This window comes from Burkholderia sp. Bp8986, from assembly GCF_003854225.1.
Classification (GTDB): Bacteria; Pseudomonadota; Gammaproteobacteria; order Burkholderiales; family Burkholderiaceae; genus Burkholderia.
Window position 1 is genome coordinate 38,035 of the sequence record NZ_QTQM01000051.1, and the last position, 19,817, is coordinate 57,851.

At 66.9% G+C, this 19,817-nt stretch carries 18 protein-coding genes; 4 read left to right on the forward strand and 14 right to left on the reverse strand.

The features are described from left to right. Nucleotides 1-187: 187 nt before the first annotated feature. The 3 genes from DID99_RS31555 to DID99_RS31570 all read right to left on the reverse strand — a co-directional run bounded on the left by DID99_RS31555 (nt 188) and on the right by DID99_RS31570 (nt 2,599). Nucleotides 188-760: a flavodoxin family protein gene (locus DID99_RS31555; protein WP_044846329.1), complete on the reverse strand. Its 573-nt coding sequence runs from the start codon at nt 758-760 to the stop codon at nt 188-190. 307 nt (nt 761-1,067) lie between these two features. Then, nucleotides 1,068-1,673, reverse strand: coding sequence for a YbhB/YbcL family Raf kinase inhibitor-like protein (locus tag DID99_RS31565; RefSeq protein WP_044846328.1), 606 nt, complete (start codon nt 1,671-1,673; stop codon nt 1,068-1,070). 239 nt (nt 1,674-1,912) lie between these two features. Continuing rightward, nucleotides 1,913-2,599, reverse strand: coding sequence for an orotate phosphoribosyltransferase (locus DID99_RS31570; protein WP_006752465.1), 687 nt, complete (start codon nt 2,597-2,599; stop codon nt 1,913-1,915). 473 nt (nt 2,600-3,072) lie between these two features. Here DID99_RS31570 and DID99_RS31575 point away from each other — a divergent pair, with 473 nt between their 5' ends. Then, nucleotides 3,073-5,343 (forward strand): NADP-dependent malic enzyme, encoded by a 2,271-nt coding sequence (locus DID99_RS31575; protein ID WP_124489234.1) that lies wholly within the window; start codon nt 3,073-3,075, stop codon nt 5,341-5,343. Between the two features lie 145 nt (nt 5,344-5,488). On the opposite strand, the gene DID99_RS31580 is transcribed toward DID99_RS31575, so the two are convergent. Further along, nucleotides 5,489-9,079, reverse strand: a complete 3,591-nt coding sequence (locus tag DID99_RS31580) for an indolepyruvate ferredoxin oxidoreductase family protein (RefSeq protein ID WP_124668276.1) — start codon at nt 9,077-9,079, stop codon at nt 5,489-5,491. Nucleotides 9,080-9,396: 317 nt separating this feature from the next. Between DID99_RS31580 and DID99_RS31585 the strand changes: the two genes are divergently transcribed. Continuing rightward, the gene (locus tag DID99_RS31585; RefSeq protein WP_124668277.1) at nt 9,397-9,591 is read left to right on the forward strand and encodes a hypothetical protein; all 195 of its coding nucleotides are present in this window, start codon (nt 9,397-9,399) and stop codon (nt 9,589-9,591) included. Between the two features lie 133 nt (nt 9,592-9,724). Here DID99_RS31585 and hppD read toward each other — a convergent pair whose 3' ends face one another. Further along, nucleotides 9,725-10,822, reverse strand: coding sequence for a 4-hydroxyphenylpyruvate dioxygenase (hppD, locus tag DID99_RS31590; RefSeq protein WP_124571406.1), 1,098 nt, complete (start codon nt 10,820-10,822; stop codon nt 9,725-9,727). 213 nt (nt 10,823-11,035) lie between these two features. On the opposite strand from hppD, the gene DID99_RS31595 reads away from it, so the two are divergent. Beyond that, nucleotides 11,036-11,560 (forward strand): Lrp/AsnC family transcriptional regulator, encoded by a 525-nt coding sequence (locus DID99_RS31595; protein ID WP_011655746.1) that lies wholly within the window; start codon nt 11,036-11,038, stop codon nt 11,558-11,560. Between the two features lie 69 nt (nt 11,561-11,629). Here DID99_RS31595 and DID99_RS31600 read toward each other — a convergent pair whose 3' ends face one another. From DID99_RS31600 to paaA, 8 genes are all read right to left on the reverse strand, one after another. Next, on the reverse strand, nt 11,630-12,277 hold the full coding sequence (locus tag DID99_RS31600; RefSeq protein WP_044846322.1) for a GNAT family N-acetyltransferase: 648 nt from the start codon (nt 12,275-12,277) through the stop codon (nt 11,630-11,632). Nucleotides 12,278-12,511: 234 nt separating this feature from the next. Next, nucleotides 12,512-13,117, reverse strand: a complete 606-nt coding sequence (locus DID99_RS31605) for a TetR/AcrR family transcriptional regulator (RefSeq protein ID WP_059682891.1) — start codon at nt 13,115-13,117, stop codon at nt 12,512-12,514. Between the two features lie 22 nt (nt 13,118-13,139). Then, on the reverse strand, nt 13,140-13,955 hold the full coding sequence (locus DID99_RS31610; RefSeq protein ID WP_124668278.1) for a DUF1835 domain-containing protein: 816 nt from the start codon (nt 13,953-13,955) through the stop codon (nt 13,140-13,142). 129 nt (nt 13,956-14,084) lie between these two features. Further along, nucleotides 14,085-15,221 (reverse strand): 1,2-phenylacetyl-CoA epoxidase subunit PaaE, encoded by a 1,137-nt coding sequence (gene paaE, locus DID99_RS31615; protein WP_124489245.1) that lies wholly within the window; start codon nt 15,219-15,221, stop codon nt 14,085-14,087. Nucleotides 15,222-15,252: 31 nt separating this feature from the next. Beyond that, the gene (paaD, locus tag DID99_RS31620) at nt 15,253-15,816 is read right to left on the reverse strand and encodes a 1,2-phenylacetyl-CoA epoxidase subunit PaaD (protein ID WP_124520505.1); all 564 of its coding nucleotides are present in this window, start codon (nt 15,814-15,816) and stop codon (nt 15,253-15,255) included. A gap of 25 nt (nt 15,817-15,841) precedes the next feature. Continuing rightward, nucleotides 15,842-16,645, reverse strand: a complete 804-nt coding sequence (paaC, locus tag DID99_RS31625) for a 1,2-phenylacetyl-CoA epoxidase subunit PaaC (RefSeq protein ID WP_124668279.1) — start codon at nt 16,643-16,645, stop codon at nt 15,842-15,844. Between the two features lie 10 nt (nt 16,646-16,655). Continuing rightward, entirely contained in the window at nt 16,656-16,940 is a 285-nt protein-coding gene (gene paaB, locus DID99_RS31630; RefSeq protein WP_006752453.1) for a 1,2-phenylacetyl-CoA epoxidase subunit PaaB, read from the reverse strand. Nucleotides 16,941-16,976: 36 nt separating this feature from the next. Continuing rightward, a complete protein-coding gene (gene paaA, locus DID99_RS31635) occupies nt 16,977-17,975 on the reverse strand; it encodes a 1,2-phenylacetyl-CoA epoxidase subunit PaaA (RefSeq protein ID WP_124668280.1) in 999 nt (332 codons plus the stop codon). Between the two features lie 201 nt (nt 17,976-18,176). Here paaA and DID99_RS31640 point away from each other — a divergent pair, with 201 nt between their 5' ends. Next, nucleotides 18,177-19,442 (forward strand): SGNH/GDSL hydrolase family protein, encoded by a 1,266-nt coding sequence (locus tag DID99_RS31640; RefSeq protein ID WP_124668281.1) that lies wholly within the window; start codon nt 18,177-18,179, stop codon nt 19,440-19,442. A gap of 157 nt (nt 19,443-19,599) precedes the next feature. Here DID99_RS31640 and DID99_RS37625 read toward each other — a convergent pair. Beyond that, a partial coding sequence (locus tag DID99_RS37625; protein ID WP_221623066.1) for a hypothetical protein occupies nt 19,600-19,817 on the reverse strand: 218 nt, incomplete at its 5' end.

Genomic DNA, 19,817 nt, shown 5'->3' on the forward strand with positions numbered 1-19,817 from the left:
TTCGCTCTCACTGAATGAAACGGGAGCCGCGGCGCCCTGAAACCGCCATTTTAAGACGTCATCCGGCGGGCCTGCACCGCACGGGGCGAAAAAAAGACGGCCCGCGGGCCGTCTTGTGTCCCTGTCACGCGCCTGCGCCGCGTTGCCGTGTCACCGGCGGCGCGAGCGCTCGCGCGTGCCGCCGCGTTCAGCGGCCGCCGGCCAGCCAGCGGGCGGTCGCTTCGGCGACGCGCCGCCCGAACGCCTTCGCGGTCTCGAGGTCGCCGGGCAGCGGGCCCTCGTCGGGCGTCGCGTCCGCCGGCGACTGCGCGAGCAGGCCCGTGAAGCCGCCGACGTAGTTGATGTCGTTGCGGGTGGCCGCCTTCGAGTTGGCCGGCATCATGCCCGTGCCGACCCACACCATCCCATGTTGCATCGCCAGCGTGACGAAATACTGAATCGTCGAGAACTTGTCGCCGTTCATCGTCGCGGAGTTCGTGAAGCCCGCGGCGATCTTGTCCTTCCATTTCTGCGTGAACCACGGTTTCGACGTGGCATCGGCGAACTGCTTGAACTGCGCGGACGGGCCGCCCATGTAGGTCGGCGCGCCGAAGACGATCGCGTCCGCCGCGTCGAGCGCGGCCCAGCCCGCGTCGTCGAGCTCGCCGACGGCGATCAGGCGTGCGGTGGCGCCGGCGTCCTGCGCGCCTGCATGGACGGCGTCGGCCAGTTTCTGCGTGTGACCGTAGCCGCTGTGATAGACGATGACGATGTTCGACATGAAGCGTTCTCCGGAAGGGGACGAAACGGCGGGCACCGCGGCCAGCCGCGTCACGCGCCGCGGTCGGGCGGCGCGACGGATGCGCGGCGGGATGCCGCGACCGGTGCCGCCGAGTCTAGCAAGCCGAAATGACGGGAGAAAAGCGCGCGGGCGGCGCACAGAAATTCGCAGGCGCGGACAATCGCGACCGGCGACCGGCGACCGGCGACCGGCGACCGGCGACCGGCGACCGGCGACCGGAAACTGGAGATCGGCGACCGGCAACCGGAGACACACGGCACACGCCTCACGGCGGACACGCGAGCGCTTACTGCCCGTACGTGACCGTGAGCTGTGCGGTGCCGATCGTCAGCGTGCCGATTTCGTGCTCGAACATCGGGGCGGGGCGTCCTTGCCCGATGCGCAGGTCCGTGCCCTTCAGCGCGTAGACGGTGATCACGTAGCGGTGCGGCTTGCCGGGCGGCGGGCACGGGCCGCCGTAGCCGTCGATCCCGAAGTCGTTGCGCGCCTCGCTCGCACCGATGCGACGCAGGAAGCCCGACGCGCTCGCGTCGGCCGGCAGGCTCGTGACGCTCGCCGGGATGCCGGCGACGGCCCAGTGCCACCAGCCGTGCCCCGGTGCATCGGGATCGAAGATCGTGATCGCGTAGCCGCGCGTGCCGGGCGGCGGGTTGCGCCACCTGAGCTGCGGCGAACGGTTGTCGCCCTTGCAGTCGCCGCGGTCGAACACGTTCGCGGCGCCGACGCGCCCGCCGGGCGTCAGCTCGTCGCTCGACACGGTGAACGGGCCTTCCGCGCGCGCGGGCAGGGTGGTGAACGCAGCGCACGCGGCGGCGGCGCAGAGCAGGACGGCGATGAACGGAGACGAACGACCCGGGGACGCAGGCGAAGTGATCCGGCGATCCACACGCATATGGCGCTTCTCCCGTCACGTGGGCCGGGCCGATGCTCCCGGCATTGTTGGCGTTGTGCGTTGCCCGCGCAGCTGATGGCGACGATGGATCAAGTCTAGCATTAGGGTTCGATGAGCGATGCATGCCGTGGCCCGCGATTCGGGCCGGCCGCGATGCCGATCGACGGACGAAAAAAAACCGCTCGCGGCCAGGCGAGCGGTTTTTTCAGCCAGGGTGCCGGCTGCGTGCCGGCTCGGCGTTACTCCTTCGGGGCCGTCGCGCCGCCGTGCGCGGCCGACCACTCGGCCGGCGCATGCAGGAACTTCTCGACTTCGTCGAGCGTCTTGGTCTCGAAGTAGCCCGACGCCTTCGCGACGCGCAGCACGTCCCACCAGGTCGCCAGCGCGTGCAGGTCGACATCGATGTCCTTCAGGACCGACACGCTTTCCTTGAAGATGTTGTAGTGGAACAGCACGAAGCAGTGGTTCACCGTCGCGCCCGCGGTGCGCAGCGCGTTGACGAAGTTGATCTTGCTGCGGCTGTCGGTCGTCAGGTCTTCCACCAGCAGCACGCGCGAGCCTTCTTCCAGATGACCCTCGATCTGCGCGTTGCGGCCGAAGCCCTTCGGTTTCTTGCGCACGTACTGCATCGGCACCATCATGCGGTCCGCGAGCCATGCCGCGAACGGGATGCCGGCCGTCTCGCCGCCCGCCACCGAGTCGATCTGCTCGAAGCCGACGTCGCGCATGATCGTCGTTTCCGCCATTTCCATCAGCGCACGACGCACGCGCGGATACGAGATCAGCTTGCGGCAGTCGATGTAGACGGGGCTTGCCCAGCCGGACGTGAAGATGAACGGTTTTTCGGCGTTGAAGTGCACCGCCTGCACTTCGAGCAGGATTTTGGCGGTCGTATCCGAGATCGACTGACGATCGTAGCCTGTCATGGGCATTCCTTGGGTGATGAGCGAAGAGCGGGCGCGGGCCCGGTGGCGCAGCAAGGGGAACCTGCCCGGGGGGCCGGGGTGCGATCGACGGACCCATCGGGCCAACAATCGCATCGCTGCGCGCGTAGCCCGCTATTTTACCCGATTCAGGCCGGTTTTCGGCGGAATTCGCGCAGGTTCGGCGCGCGGCTCGCCACCGGTGAAACAAACGGGACACGACCAGCCCGATGCTGATGGCAAGGATGCCGCGCTGCACCAACAGGCGGCATTTAGGGGGTGTACACTAGGCGACCCTTAGAAATCGTTCAGTACTTTGTACTTTCCTCTTGCCACCCGCCAAGGTTCGATGGCGTGCCGACCCGGCGCGTCGCGTGCCGTCTCGCAGTCGACCACCCCCTCGATTCAAGCAGACGCGGCCCAAGGTGCTGTGTACTGAACCGTCAAAAATTTCGCATGTCTCTCGCAGGTCAATCATGGACGAACAACTGAAGCAGGCCGCTCTCGCTTATCACCTGAACCCGAAACCCGGCAAGATTTCGGTCACCCCGACCAAGCCGCTGTCGAACCAGCTCGATCTGTCGCTCGCGTATTCGCCGGGCGTCGCCGCGGCGTGCGAGGCGATCCACGCCGATCCGCTCGACGCGCAGAAGTACACGTCGCGCGGGAATCTCGTCGGCGTCATCACGAACGGCACGGCCGTGCTGGGCCTCGGCAACATCGGCCCGCTGGCCGCGAAGCCGGTGATGGAAGGCAAGGGCTGCCTGTTCAAGAAGTTCGCGGGCATCGACGTGTTCGACATCGAACTGTCCGAGTCCGACCCCGACAAGCTCGTCGAGGCGATCGCGATGCTCGAGCCGACGCTCGGCGGCATCAACCTCGAGGACATCAAGGCGCCGGAGTGCTTCTACATCGAGCAGAAGCTGCGCGAGCGCATGAAGATCCCCGTCTTCCACGACGACCAGCACGGCACCGCGATCATCGCGTCGGCCGCGATCCTGAACGGCCTGAAGGTCGTCGGCAAGAAGCTGTCCGAAGTGAAGCTCGTGTGTTCCGGCGCGGGCGCGGCAGCGATCGCGTGTCTGGACCTGCTGGTGAACCTGGGTCTCACGAAGTCGAACATCCTCGTCGCCGATTCGAAGGGCGTGATCTACGAAGGGCGCGGCAACCTCGACCCGTCGAAGCAGCGCTATGCGGCGACCACCGACGCGCGCACGCTCGCCGACGCGATCGTCGGCGCGGACGTGTTCCTCGGCTGCTCGAGCGCGGGCGTGCTGAAGCAGGACATGGTCAAGACGATGGGCGAGCGCCCGCTGATCCTGGCGCTCGCGAACCCGGAGCCGGAAATCCGCCCGGAAGACGCGAAGGCCGTGCGCCCGGACGCGATCGTCGCGACCGGCCGTTCGGACTACCCGAACCAGGTCAACAACGTGCTGTGCTTCCCGTTCATCTTCCGCGGCGCGCTCGACGTCGGCGCGACGACGATCACGGAAGAAATGAAGCTCGCGTGCGTGCGCGCGATCGCCGAGCTGGCCCAGGAAACCGACCAGAGCGAGGAAGTCGCGAAGGCGTATGAAGGCCACTCGCTCGAGTTCGGGCCGGACTACCTGATTCCGAAGCCGTTCGATCCGCGCCTGATCATCAAGATCGCGCCGGCCGTCGCGCAAGCCGCGATGGATTCGGGCGTCGCCACGCGTCCGATCCAGGACATGGACGCATACCGCGAGCAACTCGGCGCGACCGTCTACCGCACCGGCATGGTGATGCGCCCGGTGTTCGCGACCGCGAAGACGAAGCAGGCGCGCATCGTGTTCGCCGAGGGCGAGGACGAGCGTGTGCTGCGCGCCGCGCAGTTCGTGCTGCAGGAAAAGATCGCGAAGCCGATCATCGTCGGCCGTCCGTCGGTCGTCGAGATGCGCCTCGCGAAGATCGGCTCGAAGCTGAAGGCGGGCGTCGATTTCGAGATCGTGAATCCGGAAGACGATACGCGCTACCACCGCTACTGGCAGGCATACCACGAGATCGGCGCGCGCGACGGCGTCACGCCGGAAGTCGCGAAGGCCGCGCTGCGCAAGTTCAACACGCTGATCGGCGCGATGCTCGTGCACCTGGGCGACGCGGACGGCATGATCTGCGGGATGATCGACACGTACCACACGCACCTGAAGTTCATCGAGCAGGTGCTGGGCCGTGCGCAGGGCGCCGAGCACTACGCGGCAATGAACCTGCTGATGCTGCCGGGCCGCAACCTGTTCCTGTGCGACACGTACGTGAACGAAGTGCCGAGCGCGGAACAGCTCGCCGACATGACGATCCAGGCGGCCGCCGAGATCGAGCGTTTCGGCATCGCGCCGAAGGCCGCGCTGCTGTCGAACTCGAACTTCGGCAGCGCGCCGTCGGCATCGTCGCGCCGCATGGCCGAGGCCCGCAAGCTGATCAGCGAGCGTGCGCCGACCCTCGAAGTCGACGGCGAAATGCATGGTGACGCGGCGCTGTCGGAAGCGGTCCGCAAGGCCGCGTTCCCGGGCACGACGCTGTCGGGCGAAGCGAACCTGCTGATCATGCCGAACGTCGAAGCGGCGAACATCGCGTACAACCTGCTGAAGATGGTCGGCGGCGAAGGCGTGACGGTCGGCCCGTTCCTGCTCGGCGCCGCGAAGCCGGTCCACATCCTGACGCCGGCCGCGACCGTGCGCCGGATCATCAACATGACGGCAGTGGCCGCCGCGAACGCGAACACGAAGTAAGTTCGCGCCCGCGTGCGCCGCGCGTCATGCGCGGCGCAATGAAAAACGCCACGGAACCTGCGTTCCGTGGCGTTTTTTTATGCACTGCCGTGGGCGGTGCTACGCGGCGGCGGGCGTCCCGACCGCGAACACCCGCCGCGCGCCGTCACGCGACCTGCTGATGCGACTGGCCGCCCGTCGGCGAACGCCACTTCGCGAGCAGCGTGTCCCACTTCTGGCGTACCGCGCGCAGGTTGTTCTCCTTCACGTGGCCGTAGCCGCGAATGCCGTCCGGCAGCGCCGCGAGCTCGAGCGCGAGCGGGCGGTTGGCCGCGTTCAGCTTGCCCAGCACTTCGCCGATCAGCGCTTCGTACTCGCTGATCAGCGCGCGCTCGGTGCGGCGCTCCGCGGTGCGGCCGAACGGGTCGAGCCCCGTGCCGCGCAGGAACTTCGCCTTCGCGAGCAGCCGGAACGCCGACAGCATCCACGGGCCGTACGCCTTCTTCACGAGATGGCCGTGTGCGTCCGTTTTCGCGAACAGCGGCGGCGCGAGGTGGAACTTCAGTTTCCAGTCGCCTTCGAACTGCGACGACAGGCGCGCGAGGAACGCGGGATCGGACTGCAGCCGCGCGACCTCGTACTCGTCCTTGTAGGCCATCAGCTTGAACAGGTTGCGCGCGACCGCTTCGGTCAACGGCTCCTGCACGGCGTCGCCGTCCGCCAGCGCGCGTTCGGCCGCCCGCACCGTGTCGACGAAGGCCGCATAGCGCGATGCGTACGCGGCGTTCTGGTACGAGGTGAGGAACTCCACGCGCTTCGCGATCAGTGCGTCGACCGCCTTCTTCGTGTGCAGCGCGATCACCGTGGCGCCCTGCGCGTGGCGTGCATCGCCGGCCGCAGCCTGCTTCACGCTCGCGAGGTCGTGCGCGGCGCGGCGGCCCCAGTCGAACGCCGCGCGGTTCTTCTCGACCGACACCGCGTTCAGCTCGATCGCGCGTTCGAGCGACGCGAGCGTGAGCGGCAGCCAGCCCTTCTGCCACGCGTAGCCGAGCACGAACGGGTTCGTGTAGATCGCGTCGCCGAGCAGCGCAACCGCGAAGCGGTTCGCGTCGATGAAGTCGACGGCTTCACCGGCTGCCGCGCGGATGTCGTTCTCCGCGGACAGGCCAGGGAACGCCCAGTTCGGGTTCTTGATGAACTCGGCGGTCGGCGTCTGCGCGCTGTTGACGACCACGCGCGTCGCGTCGTGCCGCATCCGCGACGTGCATTCGTCGCCGGCCGTGACGATCGCGTCGCAGCCGATCACGAGGTCGGCTTCGCCCATCGCGATCCGCGTCGCGTGGATGTCGGTCGGCGCATGCGAGATCTGCACGTGGCTCATCACGGCGCCGCCCTTCTGCGCGAGGCCGGTCACGTCGAGCACGGTCACGCCCTTGTTCTCCAGGTGCGCGGCCATCCCGAGCAGCGCGCCGATCGTGACCACGCCCGTGCCGCCGACGCCCGTGACGAGCACGCCGTACGCACGGTCGATCGCCGGCAGCGTCGGCTCCGGAATCGGCGGCAGCGCGCCGCCGTCGACCGACACGGCCTTCGGCTTCTTCAGCTGGCCGCCTTCGACCGTGACGAAGCTCGGGCAGAAGCCCTTCACGCACGAGAAGTCCTTGTTGCAGCTCGACTGGTTGATCTGGCGCTTCGTGCCGAATTCCGTTTCGAGCGGCTCGACCGACAGGCAGTTCGACTTCACCGAGCAGTCGCCGCAGCCTTCGCACACCGCGTCGTTGATCACGACGCGCTTCGCCGGATCCGGATACGTGCCGCGCTTGCGGCGGCGGCGCTTCTCGGTCGCGCAGGTCTGGTCGTAGATCAGGATCGTCGTGCCTTCGATCTCGCGCAGCTCGCGCTGCACGTCGTCGAGCTGGTCGCGGTGATGAATCGTCACGCCCGGTGCGAGCAGGGCTTTCTGGCTGTCGTACTTCTCCGGCTCGTCGGTGACGATCACGATCTTCTTCGCGCCCTCGGACGCGAGCTGGTGCGTGATCTGCGGCACCGTCAGCACGCCGTCGACCGGCTGGCCGCCCGTCATCGCCACGGCATCGTTGTAGAGGATCTTGTAGGTGATGTTCGCCTTCGACGAGATCGCCGCGCGCACCGCCAGCAGGCCCGAGTGGAAATAGGTGCCGTCGCCGAGGTTCGCGAACACGTGCTTCTCGTCGGTGAACGGTGCCTGGCCGATCCACGGCACGCCTTCGCCGCCCATCTGGCTGAAGGTGCTCGTGCTGCGGTCCATCCACACCGTCATGTAATGGCAGCCGATCCCGGCGATCGCGCGCGAGCCCTCCGGCACGTTGGTCGACGTGTTGTGCGGGCAGCCCGAGCAGAACCACGGCTTGCGCTCGGTCTGCACGTGCGGCTTCGCGAGCGCCATTTCCTTCGCGTTGATCACCGCGAGCCGCGCGGCGATGCGCGCGCGCACGTCGGACGGCAGCTCGAACTTCTCGAGGCGTGTCGCGATCGCCTTCGCGATGATCGCGGGCGACAGTTCGTAGTGCGCGGGCAGCAGCCAGTTGCCCATCGGCACCGACCATTCGCCGCCGGCGCCGTCCTTCTCGTCGAACTTGCCGAACACGCGCGGGCGCTGCGCATCGGGCCAGTTGTACAGCTCTTCCTTGATCGCGTATTCGAGGATCTGGCGCTTTTCCTCGACGACGAGGATTTCGTCGAGGCCGCGCGCGAACGCCTGCGCGCCCTGCGCTTCGAGCGGCCACACGCAGCCGACCTTGTACAGGCGGATGCCGATCCGCGCGCAGGTTTCGTCGTCGAGGCCGAGGTCGGTCAGCGCCTGGCGCACGTCGAGGTACGCCTTGCCGCCCGTCATGATCCCGAAGCGCGCATTCGGCGAGTCGATCTCGATCCGGTCGAGCTTGTTCGCGCGCACATAGGCGAGCGCCGCGTACCACTTGTAGTCGAGCAGCCGTGCTTCCTGCACGAGCGGCGGGTCCGGCCAGCGGATGTTCAGGCCGCCTTCCGGCAGGATGAAGTCGGTCGGCAGCACGATCTCGGTGCGATGCGGGTCGATGTCGACCGACGCCGACGATTCGACCACGTCCGTCACGCACTTCAGCGCGACCCACAGGCCCGAGTAGCGGCTCATCGCCCAGCCGTGCAGGCCGAAGTCGAGATATTCCTGCACGTTGGACGGGAACAGCACCGGCAGCCCGCAGGCCTTGAAGATGTGTTCGGACTGGTGCGCGAGCGTCGACGATTTCGCCGCGTGGTCGTCGCCGGCGAGCACGAGCACGCCGCCGTGCTTCGACGAGCCGGCCGAGTTCGCGTGCTTGAAGACGTCGCCGGTGCGGTCGACGCCCGGCCCCTTGCCGTACCACATGCCGAACACGCCGTCGTGCTTCGCGCCGGGGTACAGGTTGACCTGCTGCGAGCCCCACACGGCGGTGGCGGCGAGATCTTCGTTGAGGCCGGGCTGAAAGACGATCTGGTGGGCCGCCAGGTGCTGCTTGGCTTTCCAGAGCGACAGATCGAGGCCGCCGAGCGGCGAGCCGCGGTAGCCGGAAATGAAGCCGGCCGTATTGAGGCCGGCGGCGCGGTCGCGTTCCTGCTGCAGCATCGGCAGGCGCACGAGCGCCTGGATGCCGCTCATGTACGCGCGGCCGCGTTCGAGCGTGTATTTGTCGTCAAGCGTGACGGACTTCAGCGCGGCTTCGAGCGATGCGCGTTGGCCTGCGTCTAGCGGGGCATTCATTAACAGTCTCCTCCACCCAGTTTGGGATCACCAAAGCTTCGATTGCGTCGACGTCTTGTGAACGTGTCGGCAGTGGCCGGCATATTGGCCGGTTTTAAGTGATGGTAGCACTGGGATAAACCCGCCGACCACCGGCCGGCGTGCTGCGGCACGCCGACTAAATGGCGCGACTATGCGTTACATCATGTAAAGGCATGTAAAGCCGCGCCCATCATCGGACAAATGCCGTTAATCTTGTCGGCCTGCCGGAGGTGCCCGGTCGCGTCGGCTCGTTTCGACGCAACCGGGGAGGCGCCGGCAGTTTTACAGGAGGTGCAATGAACACACGTCATATCCAGAGTTTCCTGATCGTGTCCGCCGCGTTCTTCGCGATGACCGGCCCGGTGCACGCGCGCGGCGCGAGCGCACTGGCGGCAGCCGGCGCGCAGATGCGTCAGATCGCGCCGGCGCAGGATGCCGACGCACAGCAGGCGGCCGCGCGTGCGGTCGTGTCGAAGGCGAACGTGCGTTGATCCGTTCGCGCGGCCGCCGGGCCGCGCCGGAACGACGAAAGGGCGGGAATCGCAGGATTCCCGCCCTTTTTCCTTGTGCCGCCGATGTTCGCGCGGACGCCCGGGCCAGCCGGGCGCCGCGCGGCCTTCTGCGTCAGGCCTTGTCCTGGACCACGCCGCGGCGGATCTGGTCGAGCTCGATCGATTCGAACAGCGCCTTGAAGTTGCCTTCGCCGAAGCCCTGGTTGCCCTTGCGCTGGATGATCTCGAAGAAGATCGGGCCGATCTGATTCTCGGTGAAGATCTGCAGCAGCAGGTCGTCGCGGGCGCCGTCGATCAGGATCTTGCGCTTCTTCAGCTCGTCCAGCGATTCGCCGTGGTTCGGCACGCGGCGGTCGACCAGTTCGTAATACGTGTCGATCGTGTCGAGCAGCTTCACTTCCTTGCCGCGCAGGCCGTCCACCGCGCCATAGATGTCGTTCGTGCCGAGCGCGATGTGCTGGATGCCTTCGCCGTGATAGGCATCGAGGTATTCCTGGATCTGGCCGGCCGTGTCCGAGCCTTCCTCGTTGATCGGAATCCGGATCTTGCCGCACGGCGACGTCATCGCCTTCGACTTCACGCCCGTCACCTTGCCTTCGATGTCGAAATAGCGCACTTCGCGGAAGTTGAACAGCCGCTCGTAGAACTCGGCCCATTCCTGCATGCGGCCGCGATGCACGTTGTGCGTCAGGTGGTCGATGTAGGTGAGGCCGTGGCCGACCGGGTTCGGGTTCGCGCCGGCGATCGGTTCGAAGTCGACGTCATAGATGCTGATGTCGCCGATCGCGCCCGGTTGCGCGCCGTTCTTGCCGCGCCAGCGGTCGACGAAATAGATCAGCGAATCGCCGATGCCCTTGATCGCCGGGATGTTCAGCTCCATCGGGCCCGTCTTGTTGTCGAAGCCCCACGCGCCGAGTTCGAGCGCGTGCTGGTAAGCCTTCGCGGCGTCCTGCACGCGAAATGCGATCGCGCAGATCGACGGGCCGTGCAGGCGCGCGAAGCGCTGCGCGAACGAATCGGGCTCGGCGTTGATGATGAAGTTGATGTCGCCCTGGCGGTAGACCGTCACGTCCTTGTGACGATGGCGGGCGATCGCGGTGAAACCCATCCGCTCGAACAGTTGTCCGAGCGCTTTCGGATCCGGCGCGGTGTATTCGATGAATTCGAAGCCGTCGGTGCCGACGGGGTTGTCCCAGTTGGGGATCTGCATGTCGTGTCTCCTGTGCGGGGCGATCGGCCGGCGCGACGTGCGCGTGTGCGGCCCGGTTCGATGTCGAACGCGGCGCACGTGTCGGCGTGCGCAACGAATCGGTACGTGCGACAAAGTGTAGCGGGCGGGCGCGAGCGAAAACTTGCGAACTTAATCGTCCGTGCCTACGATGGCGCAATTTCCAGTCTGGAAATAATCAACGGAGGGCAGAAAATGGCGCAAGCCGAATTGGATGCCATCGACCGGCGGATTCTGGCGATTCTTCAGGAGAACGGCCGCCTGTCGAACCAGGAGATCGCCGAGCGCGTGAACCTGTCGCCGAGCCCGTGCCTGCGGCGGATCCGGCGGCTCGAGGAGATCGGCGTGATCACCGGCTACGTCGCGCTGCTCGATCCGCAGAAGCTCGGGCTCGACCTGCTCGCGTACGTGAGCGTGCGGCTCGAGAAGCGTGGTGGCCTGGCGCCGGTCCGTGCCGACGAGACGTCGGCGCGCGCGGGCGCGACCCACGCGGAACTGTTCCGCGCGGCCGTGCAGACCTGGCCGGAAGTGGTCGCGTGCCATGCGATGACGGGCGACATGGATTACCTGCTTCGCGTGCAGGTCGAGGACATGGCGCACTTCTCCCGCTTCGTGCAGGAGCACTTGCTGCACCATCCGTCGGTGATCGACGTGAAGACGAGCTTCTCGCTCGAGTGCTTCAAGGAGACGACGGCGTTGCCGATCCGCTCGGTGCGCTAGTGCGCGGCGGGGGAAGGCGAGAAGGAAGGGAAGGCCGGGCGCCCCGCAGGGCAGCCCGGTCGGCCGATGTTATGCCGTCAGCGCGGCAGGCATCAGCGATTCGATGAACTTCGACGTGCGGTGTGCCTGGCGCTTGAGCGCGTAGTCGAACACCGCGGCCTGTTCCTGCAGCATCTCGGCGAGGATCGTCGCGTGGTCGGCCGGCGGCAGCGACAGGTACGCGTCGGCTTCGCCGTACGCGTATTCGATCCGCATCCCGGATTTCTTCGCGATGTGCATCATCGTCGCGTTGCGCGACAGGCAATGCATGTACAGCATCGTCACGCGGGTATTGCGGCTGCGGATCGCCGCGCGCTCGAACAGCTTCGAGCCGACGCCACGTCCGCGGGCGCTTTCGAGCACCGACACGCCGAATTCGGCCGTGCGCTTGTCGCCTTCCGCGGGCAGATACGCCAGGTGGCCGACGCCGATCAGTTCGAGCCCATGGTCGAACACGCCGAACACCGTGTCGCGACCGAAGTCGATCGTACGGACATAGTTCTCGATCACGTGGTCGGGCACCATCTGGCCGAAGCGCAGCAGGCGGTCCTCTTCGTTGAGCGAGAGAAAGTGGGTGAGCATTCGCTCACGGTCTTTGGAAGCCAGTTCCCTGACGAGAACCGGCGCAGTACCGGCGTGGCCGACAGCATCGGCACGGCGGTCGAGTTGCGTGTTCATCGTGGGTTCCTCAGTCTGTAGCCGCACAAGCAGCTTGTGCAATGCAACAGCATTTTACCCGAGCGGGTTGGGGAAAACCCGTATTTGACGTTATTTGTGCCGAGGGCGAATTCTAAATCCGCTTAGTTCATTTGCTATCTATTTGATTTATAAGCGATTTAAAATTCATAACATGAAATGCGCGGCGGCCTGTCGCAGTGTACCCGCTGCGCAACGCATGCTGCTGCGCGGCAATCACGCGCCGGACGACAGCCCGTGCTCCATCAGGTCGATCACCTGCTCGGCGAAGTCGCGGTAGCCGAGGCGGCCGCCCGGCTTGAGCCATGTGAACGTCCAGTTGATCATCCCGAACACCATCATCGTGACCGACGTCTGGTTTTCCTTCGAGATCCGGTCCGGATAGGCGCGCGCGAGCTGGCGCGCGAATGCCGCGACGATGTCGCGCTGGCGGTCGAGCACGATTTCGCGCTGGGCGTCCTCGAGATACTTCACGTCGTTGAGCAGCGCGACATGGCGGCTGTGCGACGTCTCGTACTCGGCGAGGAACGCGCGCACCAGCTCGGCGAACGCGTCGCGTTCGCTGAGGCCGCGCCGCTGGCTCGCACCTTCAACCTCGGCGATGATCAGCATCAACCGCTTCGTGTAGCGGTCGAGCAGGTCGAACAGGATCGCTTCCTTGCTCTCGTAATAGTGATAGAGACGTGCCTTCGACGTGCCGCTCGCGGTCGCGAGATCGGACATCGACGTGCTTGGGTAGCTCGTCTGCGCGAATTTCTCGGCGGCGAGATCGAGGATCTGCTCGCGCTGGGATTCGTGGTCGGGCGCTCGGGTACGGGCCATGGTCGAATGCGAAAGAGTAGCGTTAGCGAGGCGCGGCGGGCGCGCGCACCTGCGTGGAAGAAAGGGCGGCCGGCGCGTCGTCCTGCAGCTCGAGCCGGCCGGCTGCCGCGAGTTCGCGGCAGCGCCACCAGGCGATCGAGTCGCTGACGAACAGCCCGCCGCGGTCGGCGCCGGCCATGATGCCGCCGACGACGCGTCGAGCGGGCAGCCAGCCGGTTTCCGCGTGCGCGACGATCAGCGTGTCGAGGTCCGCGTATTGGCCGCTCTTGATGGTGTTGCTGACCCAGTATCGCAACTCGGCATTCAGGTGCTTCGCCTCCTGCCATTCGAGTGCGAGGCGGCCGATGCGCAGCACCGAGATCGGTGCGGCCAGCGGCCGTTTGCGCGCGAGCGCCGCCGGCGAGAACATCCCGGTCGAACAGGCCTGGTCGGTGCGGGTCAGCGCCGCGCGCTGCGGCGCGTCGAGGTCCGCGGCCGACAGCCGCACCTCGTTCAGGCGCTGCGGCACGTTGCGCAGGTGATAGGCGACGCGGCGTAGCAGCAGCTTGTCGCCGACGCTCGGCGCGTGCCAGACGACCACCTGGCCCGTCTCGGTCGCGAGCTGGTCGAGGCGGGCGAATTCGCCTTCGATTTCCGCGTTCCAGTCGGGAATCGCGTCGCCGAGCACGCGCTGCCAGAAGGCGGCGCGCGTGTCGGGCGTCTCGTCGGCGCCCTTCAGCGGACCGACCGCGAGATCGTCGAGCAATCCGACGACGCGCTCGTCGCGTCCGGCTTGCGCGAGGGCCTCGCGCAGCGACGCGGCGGCGGTGCCGCCCTGAATCACGTGAATGGTACTCATCGGTCTGTCGTCAACAAAAGAAAACCGCCGGCCGGGCGGACGTGAAGACGTCCAGCCGGCCGGCGGCCCCTAGTGTAAGCGAGATGTGTGACGACGAGAAACCGGCGCGGCGCGCCGGCGCGACGCCGCTCAACGCTCGTCGAAGCTCACGACGACCTTGTCGCTGATCGGGTGGCATTGGCACGTGAGCACGAAGCCGTCCTTCACTTCGTGTTCCTCGAGCGTGTAGTTCTTCTCCATCCGGACCTCGCCTTCGATCACCTTCGCCCGGCACGTGCAGCACACGCCGCCCTTGCACGCGTACGGCAGCGCGAGGCCCGCGCGCAGGCCGACGTCGAGCAGGCTCACGCCTTCGTACGGCAGGCGCAGCTTGCGTTTCTTGCCGTCGAGCACGATTTCGAGGTCGGCAGCCGGCGTCTGGTCGGTGATCTCGACGACGGGCGCGCCCGCCTGCGGCAGCGGCGTGCCGAAGCGTTCGACGTGCACTTTCGCCTGCGGCACGCCGGCTGCCTTCAGCGCGGCTTCGGCCGCGTCCATCATCGGCGCCGGGCCGCAGATGAACGCTTCGTCGATTGCGTCGGCCGGCGTGAGCGTCGCGAGGAATTCCGCGCATTTCGCCTGGTCGAGCACACCGTTGAACAGCTCGACGTCCTGCTGGTCGTCCGACAGCACGTGGTACAGGACGAAGCGGCTCATGTAGCGGTTCTTCAGGTCCTCGAGTTCCTCCGCGAACATGATCGCGTCGACGCTGCGGTTGCCGTAGATCAGCGTGAACGTGCTGCGCGGTTCGAGTTCGAGCGTCGTCTTCACGATCGCGAGCACCGGCGTGATGCCCGACCCGCCGGAGAACGCGACGTACTGCTTGCCGTGGTCCGCGTTCAGATGCGTGAAGAAGCGGCCGTCCGGTGTCATCACGTCGATCGTGTGACCCGGCTGCAGCGTGTCGAACGCGAAATTCGAGAAACGGCCGCCGCGCACGCGCTTGATGCCGATGCGCAGTTCGCCGTCGCGGTCGTAGTCGGTCGTGCCGACGCAGATCGAGTACGACCGGCGCGTTTCCTCGCCGTCGATGTGGGTCTTCAGCGTGACGAACTGGCCCTGCGTGAAGCGGTACGCGTCGCGCAGCTCGGGCGGCACGTCGAAGGAGACGGTAACGGCGTCGGCGGTCTCGGGCCGCACGTCGCGGATACGCAGCGGGTGAAATTGCGGGGTTGACGACCCCCGCCGGGCCGCCCCAACGGGGGCGTCGGCCCCCTCGGGGGGCAGCGAATGAAGAGAGCGTGGGGGCTGTTTCATTTCAGTAAGGTTTGAAGTAGTCGAAGGGTTCGCGGCAGTCGACGCAGCGATACAGCGCCTTGCAGGCCGTGGACGCGAATTGCGCGAGGCGCTCTGTGTTGGCTGAGCCGCAGCGCGGGCACACGGGCGCCGCGACGGGGCGCGGCACGAAACGCACGACGTTTTCCCGCGGCGCGGCGCTGCCGCACTGGCCGACGGGCGGCGCGATGCCGTACGCGCGCAGCTTGTCGCGCGCTTCCTGCGTGATCCAGTCGGTCGTCCACGCGGGGGCGAGCACCGTCTCGATCCGGTGCGGCGGCAGGTCGGCGGCCTGCATTGCCGCGGCGATGTCCTCGGCGATCTGCGACATCGCCGGGCAGCCGGAGTAGGTCGGCGTGATCACGACTTCGAGCTGGCCGTCGTCCGCGCGACGGACGTCGCGCAGGATGCCGAGCTCGCGGATCGACACGACCGGAATCTCGGGATCGGGCACGGCTTCGAGCACGTCCCACGCGCGCGCGAGCAACGGATCGTTGCGGTGCGCGGCGGGCGTCGGGTCGGCTGGGGCGGCGGTCTGGACGGACATCGTCGGGCTCCGTTGGGGCGGCGGGTTACCAGGTCGCGCCAGGGTGCTGGCGCGCGAGGCTCTGCATTTCCGCGAGCAGGTAGCCCATGTGCTCCGAGTGCTCGCCCTGCTTGCCGGTGCTCACGTGCTGCACGGGCGCCGGCAGGGTGAGCGTCGCTTCCGCGAGCGCTTCGTCCACGTCCGCGCGCCATGCGGCTTCGAGCGCGGCCGGTGCCGGCCCGATGCCCGATGCGCAGACCGCGTCGTCGATCGCGTCGGCCGCGAAGCATTCGCGCGTGTACGGAATCAGGTAGTCCAGCGCGGCCTGAGCGCGGCGATGCGATTCATCGGTGCCGTCGCCGAGGCGCACCAGCCATTCGCGCGCGTGCTGCACGTGATAGCGGGTCTCCTTCACCGATTTTGCGGCGATCGCGGCCAGTTGCGCGTCCGTCGACGTTTCGAGCGCGGTCCACACGTGCAGCATCAGCGTCGCGTAAAGGAGGTTGCGCACGATCGTCACCGCGTAATCCTTGTCGGCGTGCGCGGTGCCGGCGATCGGGCCGTAGTGCGGCAGCTCGGCGAGCGTGAAGTTCGCGAACTCGCGCTCGGTGCGGAAGTACGCGTAATCGTCTTCCGTCTTCGTCGCGCCGTTCAGCTGGCGCTCGAGTTCGGCTGCGTGCGTATACAGCATGCGGGCCTGGCCGATGAGGTCGAGGCTCATGTTGGTGAGCGCGATGTCTTCCTCGAGGATCGGGCCGTGGCCGCACCACTCGGCGTTGCGCTGACCGAGGATCAGCGCGTTGTCCGCGAGGCGCAGCACGTAGGAGAGGTGTTCGGGCGTGATCGTCATGGCGCGGGCGTTACATGTGGTTGACTTCGTCGGGCAGCGTGTAGAACGTCGGGTGACGGTAGATCTTGTCGCCCGCCGGTTCGAACAGCTCGGCCTTCTCGGCCGGATCCGACGCGGTGATCGCCGACGACGGCACCACCCAGATGCTCACGCCTTCCTGGCGGCGCGTGTAGACGTCGCGCGCCATGCGCAGCGCCATCGACGCGTCGGCCGCGTGCAGGCTGCCGCAATGCTTGTGGTCGAGGCCCTGCTTGCTGCGCACGAACACTTCCCAGATCGGCCATTCCTTGTTCATCACTCTCTCCTGAATCCTGTATTCGATGGTTGCCGCTCAGGCGGCGTGCTGTTCGGCGCGGGCGCGGCGCTTCGCCTCGTGCGCGAGCGCGGCTTCGCGCACCCATGCGCCGTCGTCGTGCGCTTTCACGCGGGTCGCGAGGCGTTCCTTGTTGCACGGGCCGTCGCCGTTGACGACGCGCCAGAATTCGTCCCAGTCGATCGCGCCGTAGTCGTGGTGGCCGCGTGCCTCGTTCCATTTCAGGTCGGGGTCGGGCAGCGTCACGCCGAGCACCTTCGCCTGGTCGACCGTCGCGTCGACGAACTTCTGCCGCAGGTCGTCGTTCGTGATCCGCTTGATGCCCCATTTCGCGGACTGGTTGCTGTGGACCGAATCGGCGTCGCTCGGGCCGAACATCATCAGAACCGGCCACCACCAGCGGTTCACCGCCTGCTGGACCATCGCACGCTGCGCGTCGGTGCCCTTCATCATCGACAGCAGCGCATCGAAGCCTTGGCGCTGGTGGAACGACTCTTCCTTGCAGACCCGGATCATCGCGCGCGCGTACGGGCCATACGTGCAGCGGCACAGCGGGATCTGGTTCATGATCGCGGCGCCGTCGACGAGCCAGCCGATCACGCCGACGTCGGCCCAGGTCGGCGTCGGGTAGTTGAAGATGCTCGAGTATTTCGCCTTGCCGGCGTGCAGCGCGTCGATCAGCGAATCGCGCGAGACGCCGAGCGTTTCCGCCGCGCTATATAGATAGAGGCCGTGACCGGCTTCGTCCTGGACCTTCGCGAGCAGGATCGCCTTGCGCTTCAGGCTCGGCGCGCGCGAGATCCAGTTGCCTTCCGGCAGCATGCCGACGACTTCCGAGTGCGCGTGCTGCGAAATCTGGCGCACCAGCGCCTTGCGATAGGCGTCGGGCATCCAGTCCTGCGGTTCGATCTTGCCGTCCGCGGCCATGACCGCGTCGAACCGCGCCTGCTCGGGCGACTCGGCTGCGGCGTCGAGCGATGCGACGTTGCCGGGGATGTCGAGGGATTGCGTGTACATGGCGGAGGATCTCGTCCGGTTGAATGTGTGCGAAGTATAAACCAACCGACCGGTCGGTTAATAAATTTCTCGCGGATTTGCGGGGAGATTCGGGTAAACGTGGGGCGTCGGGGCGCGATCGCCAGGGCAGGAAGACGGTCCGGCGCGTGAGACGGGCCGCTTCTGCGGCACAATGCCCGCTTTCCGATAAGGATTTCGCCGATGTCATTTCGAAGCAGTTTCGTCGCGACCGTGCTGGGCGCGTCCGTGTTCCTGTCGCCGCTTGCCGCCTCGGCCGCACCGGCCGGGTGGGTCGCCGCGTGGGCGACCGCATTGCAGCCGATTCCCGACCTGGCTGCGCCGCCGCCGCTCTATCGCGCGCCCGACGTGGGCGGACGGACCGTCCGTCAGATCGTCTACCCGACGGTATCGGGGCATGCCGCGCGGATTCGCGTGAGCAATGCGTACGGTCGCGCGCCGCTGGTGATCGAGGGCGCCGGTCTTGCGCGCGCGGGTGACGGCGCGGCGCTTGCCGACGGGGCGAGTGCTGCCGTGCGCTTCGGCGGCAAGGCGTCGGTGACGCTCGCGCCGGGCCAGGAACTCGAAAGCGACGCGGTGGCGATCGACTTGATGGCCGGGCAGCCGTATGCGATCAGTCTGCGGATGGGCGCGAACCAGCGGATGACCGTGTGGCACCGCGTGTCGAACCAGCTCAATTTCGTATCGGCGCCGGGTGATCACGTGAACGATCCGGGCGGCGGTGCCTTCCGTGTGCGCTTTACCCAGTATGCGTGGGTGACCGAACTGGCCGTCGAGGCCGGGGTCGCGCGGGCGAGCGTCGCCGCGATCGGCGACTCGATCACCGACGGGCTCCGCTCGAGCCTGAACCGCAACCGTCGCTGGCCCGACGCGCTGGCGCGCCGGCTGTCCGCGGCAGGTTCGGATTCGCTTGGCGTCGTGAATCTCGGGATCAGCGGCAATCGTCTGCTGAGCGATTCGGCGTGCTACGGCACGTCGCTGGCGTCGCGGTTCGAGCGCGATGCGCTGTCGCGCGCGGGGGTGAAGGCGGCGATCGTGCTGATCGGTATCAACGACATCAACTTTGCGGCGATGCCGCCGCGCGCGGGGCTGGATTGCGACAACCCGCATACGCAGGTCACGGCGGCATCGTTGATCGACGGCTATCGCCGGTTGATCGAGGCTGCACACCGCCAGGGGGTGAAGATCTTCGGTGCGACGCTCACGCCCGCGGCGTTGCCGGCCGGGCGCGAGGCGATCCGGCTCGAGGTGAACCGGTGGATCCGAAGCGGCGGCGGGTTCGATGGTGTGGTCGACTTCGACGCGGTACTGCGCGATCCGGCGCGCCCGAGTGTGCTGCAGCGCCGCTACGACAGCGGCGACGGCATTCACCCGAGCGACGCCGGTTACACGGCGATGGCCGACGCGGTGCCGGTGGAGCAGCTGCAGGCCGTGGCTGGCGGCAAGTAAACTCGCCATATATATAGAACGACGGATTGCCGGCCGCTTCAAGGTCGCCGGAGGCACGTAGTTCATCGAACCCCAAGCCCCCGTGCGCGGCAGCGCACGGGGGCTTTTCAAAATATTTTCACAAAGGGGTTGCGCGGACGAGGGCAGGTGCTTAGAATCACGCCTCTTTCGCGCTAACGGAAACGCAGCGCGGGAGAAGAAGGGAAGCGGTGCTGTCGGGCTGGTCGTAGCGGCCTCGGCGGTGCAAGAAGTTGAACCCCAGCCGTCGCAACGAAGTAGTTAAAAAGTTGTTGACGAGCTGAAAAAGACGGTTCATAATCTCGCTTCTCTGCTGCTGAAAACGCAGCGCTGCTGAGAAAGCCTCCGGGTCCTCGC

Coding starts and splice junctions, on each gene's coding strand:
- DID99_RS31555 (WP_044846329.1), bottom strand. CDS start 760: ATGTCGAACATCGTCATCGTCTATCACAGCGGCTACGGTCACACGCAG.
- DID99_RS31565 (WP_044846328.1), bottom strand. CDS start 1,673: ATGCGTGTGGATCGCCGGATCACTTCGCCTGCGTCCCCGGGTCGTTCG.
- DID99_RS31570 (WP_006752465.1), bottom strand. CDS start 2,599: ATGACAGGCTACGATCGTCAGTCGATCTCGGATACGACCGCCAAAATC.
- DID99_RS31575 (WP_124489234.1), top strand. CDS start 3,073: ATGGACGAACAACTGAAGCAGGCCGCTCTCGCTTATCACCTGAACCCG.
- DID99_RS31580 (WP_124668276.1), bottom strand. CDS start 9,079: ATGAATGCCCCGCTAGACGCAGGCCAACGCGCATCGCTCGAAGCCGCG.
- DID99_RS31585 (WP_124668277.1), top strand. CDS start 9,397: ATGAACACACGTCATATCCAGAGTTTCCTGATCGTGTCCGCCGCGTTC.
- hppD (WP_124571406.1), bottom strand. CDS start 10,822: ATGCAGATCCCCAACTGGGACAACCCCGTCGGCACCGACGGCTTCGAA.
- DID99_RS31595 (WP_011655746.1), top strand. CDS start 11,036: ATGGCGCAAGCCGAATTGGATGCCATCGACCGGCGGATTCTGGCGATT.
- DID99_RS31600 (WP_044846322.1), bottom strand. CDS start 12,277: ATGAACACGCAACTCGACCGCCGTGCCGATGCTGTCGGCCACGCCGGT.
- DID99_RS31605 (WP_059682891.1), bottom strand. CDS start 13,117: ATGGCCCGTACCCGAGCGCCCGACCACGAATCCCAGCGCGAGCAGATC.
- DID99_RS31610 (WP_124668278.1), bottom strand. CDS start 13,955: ATGAGTACCATTCACGTGATTCAGGGCGGCACCGCCGCCGCGTCGCTG.
- paaD (WP_124520505.1), bottom strand. CDS start 15,816: ATGTCCGTCCAGACCGCCGCCCCAGCCGACCCGACGCCCGCCGCGCAC.
- paaC (WP_124668279.1), bottom strand. CDS start 16,645: ATGACGATCACGCCCGAACACCTCTCCTACGTGCTGCGCCTCGCGGAC.
- paaB (WP_006752453.1), bottom strand. CDS start 16,940: ATGAACAAGGAATGGCCGATCTGGGAAGTGTTCGTGCGCAGCAAGCAG.
- paaA (WP_124668280.1), bottom strand. CDS start 17,975: ATGTACACGCAATCCCTCGACATCCCCGGCAACGTCGCATCGCTCGAC.
- DID99_RS31640 (WP_124668281.1), top strand. CDS start 18,177: ATGTCATTTCGAAGCAGTTTCGTCGCGACCGTGCTGGGCGCGTCCGTG.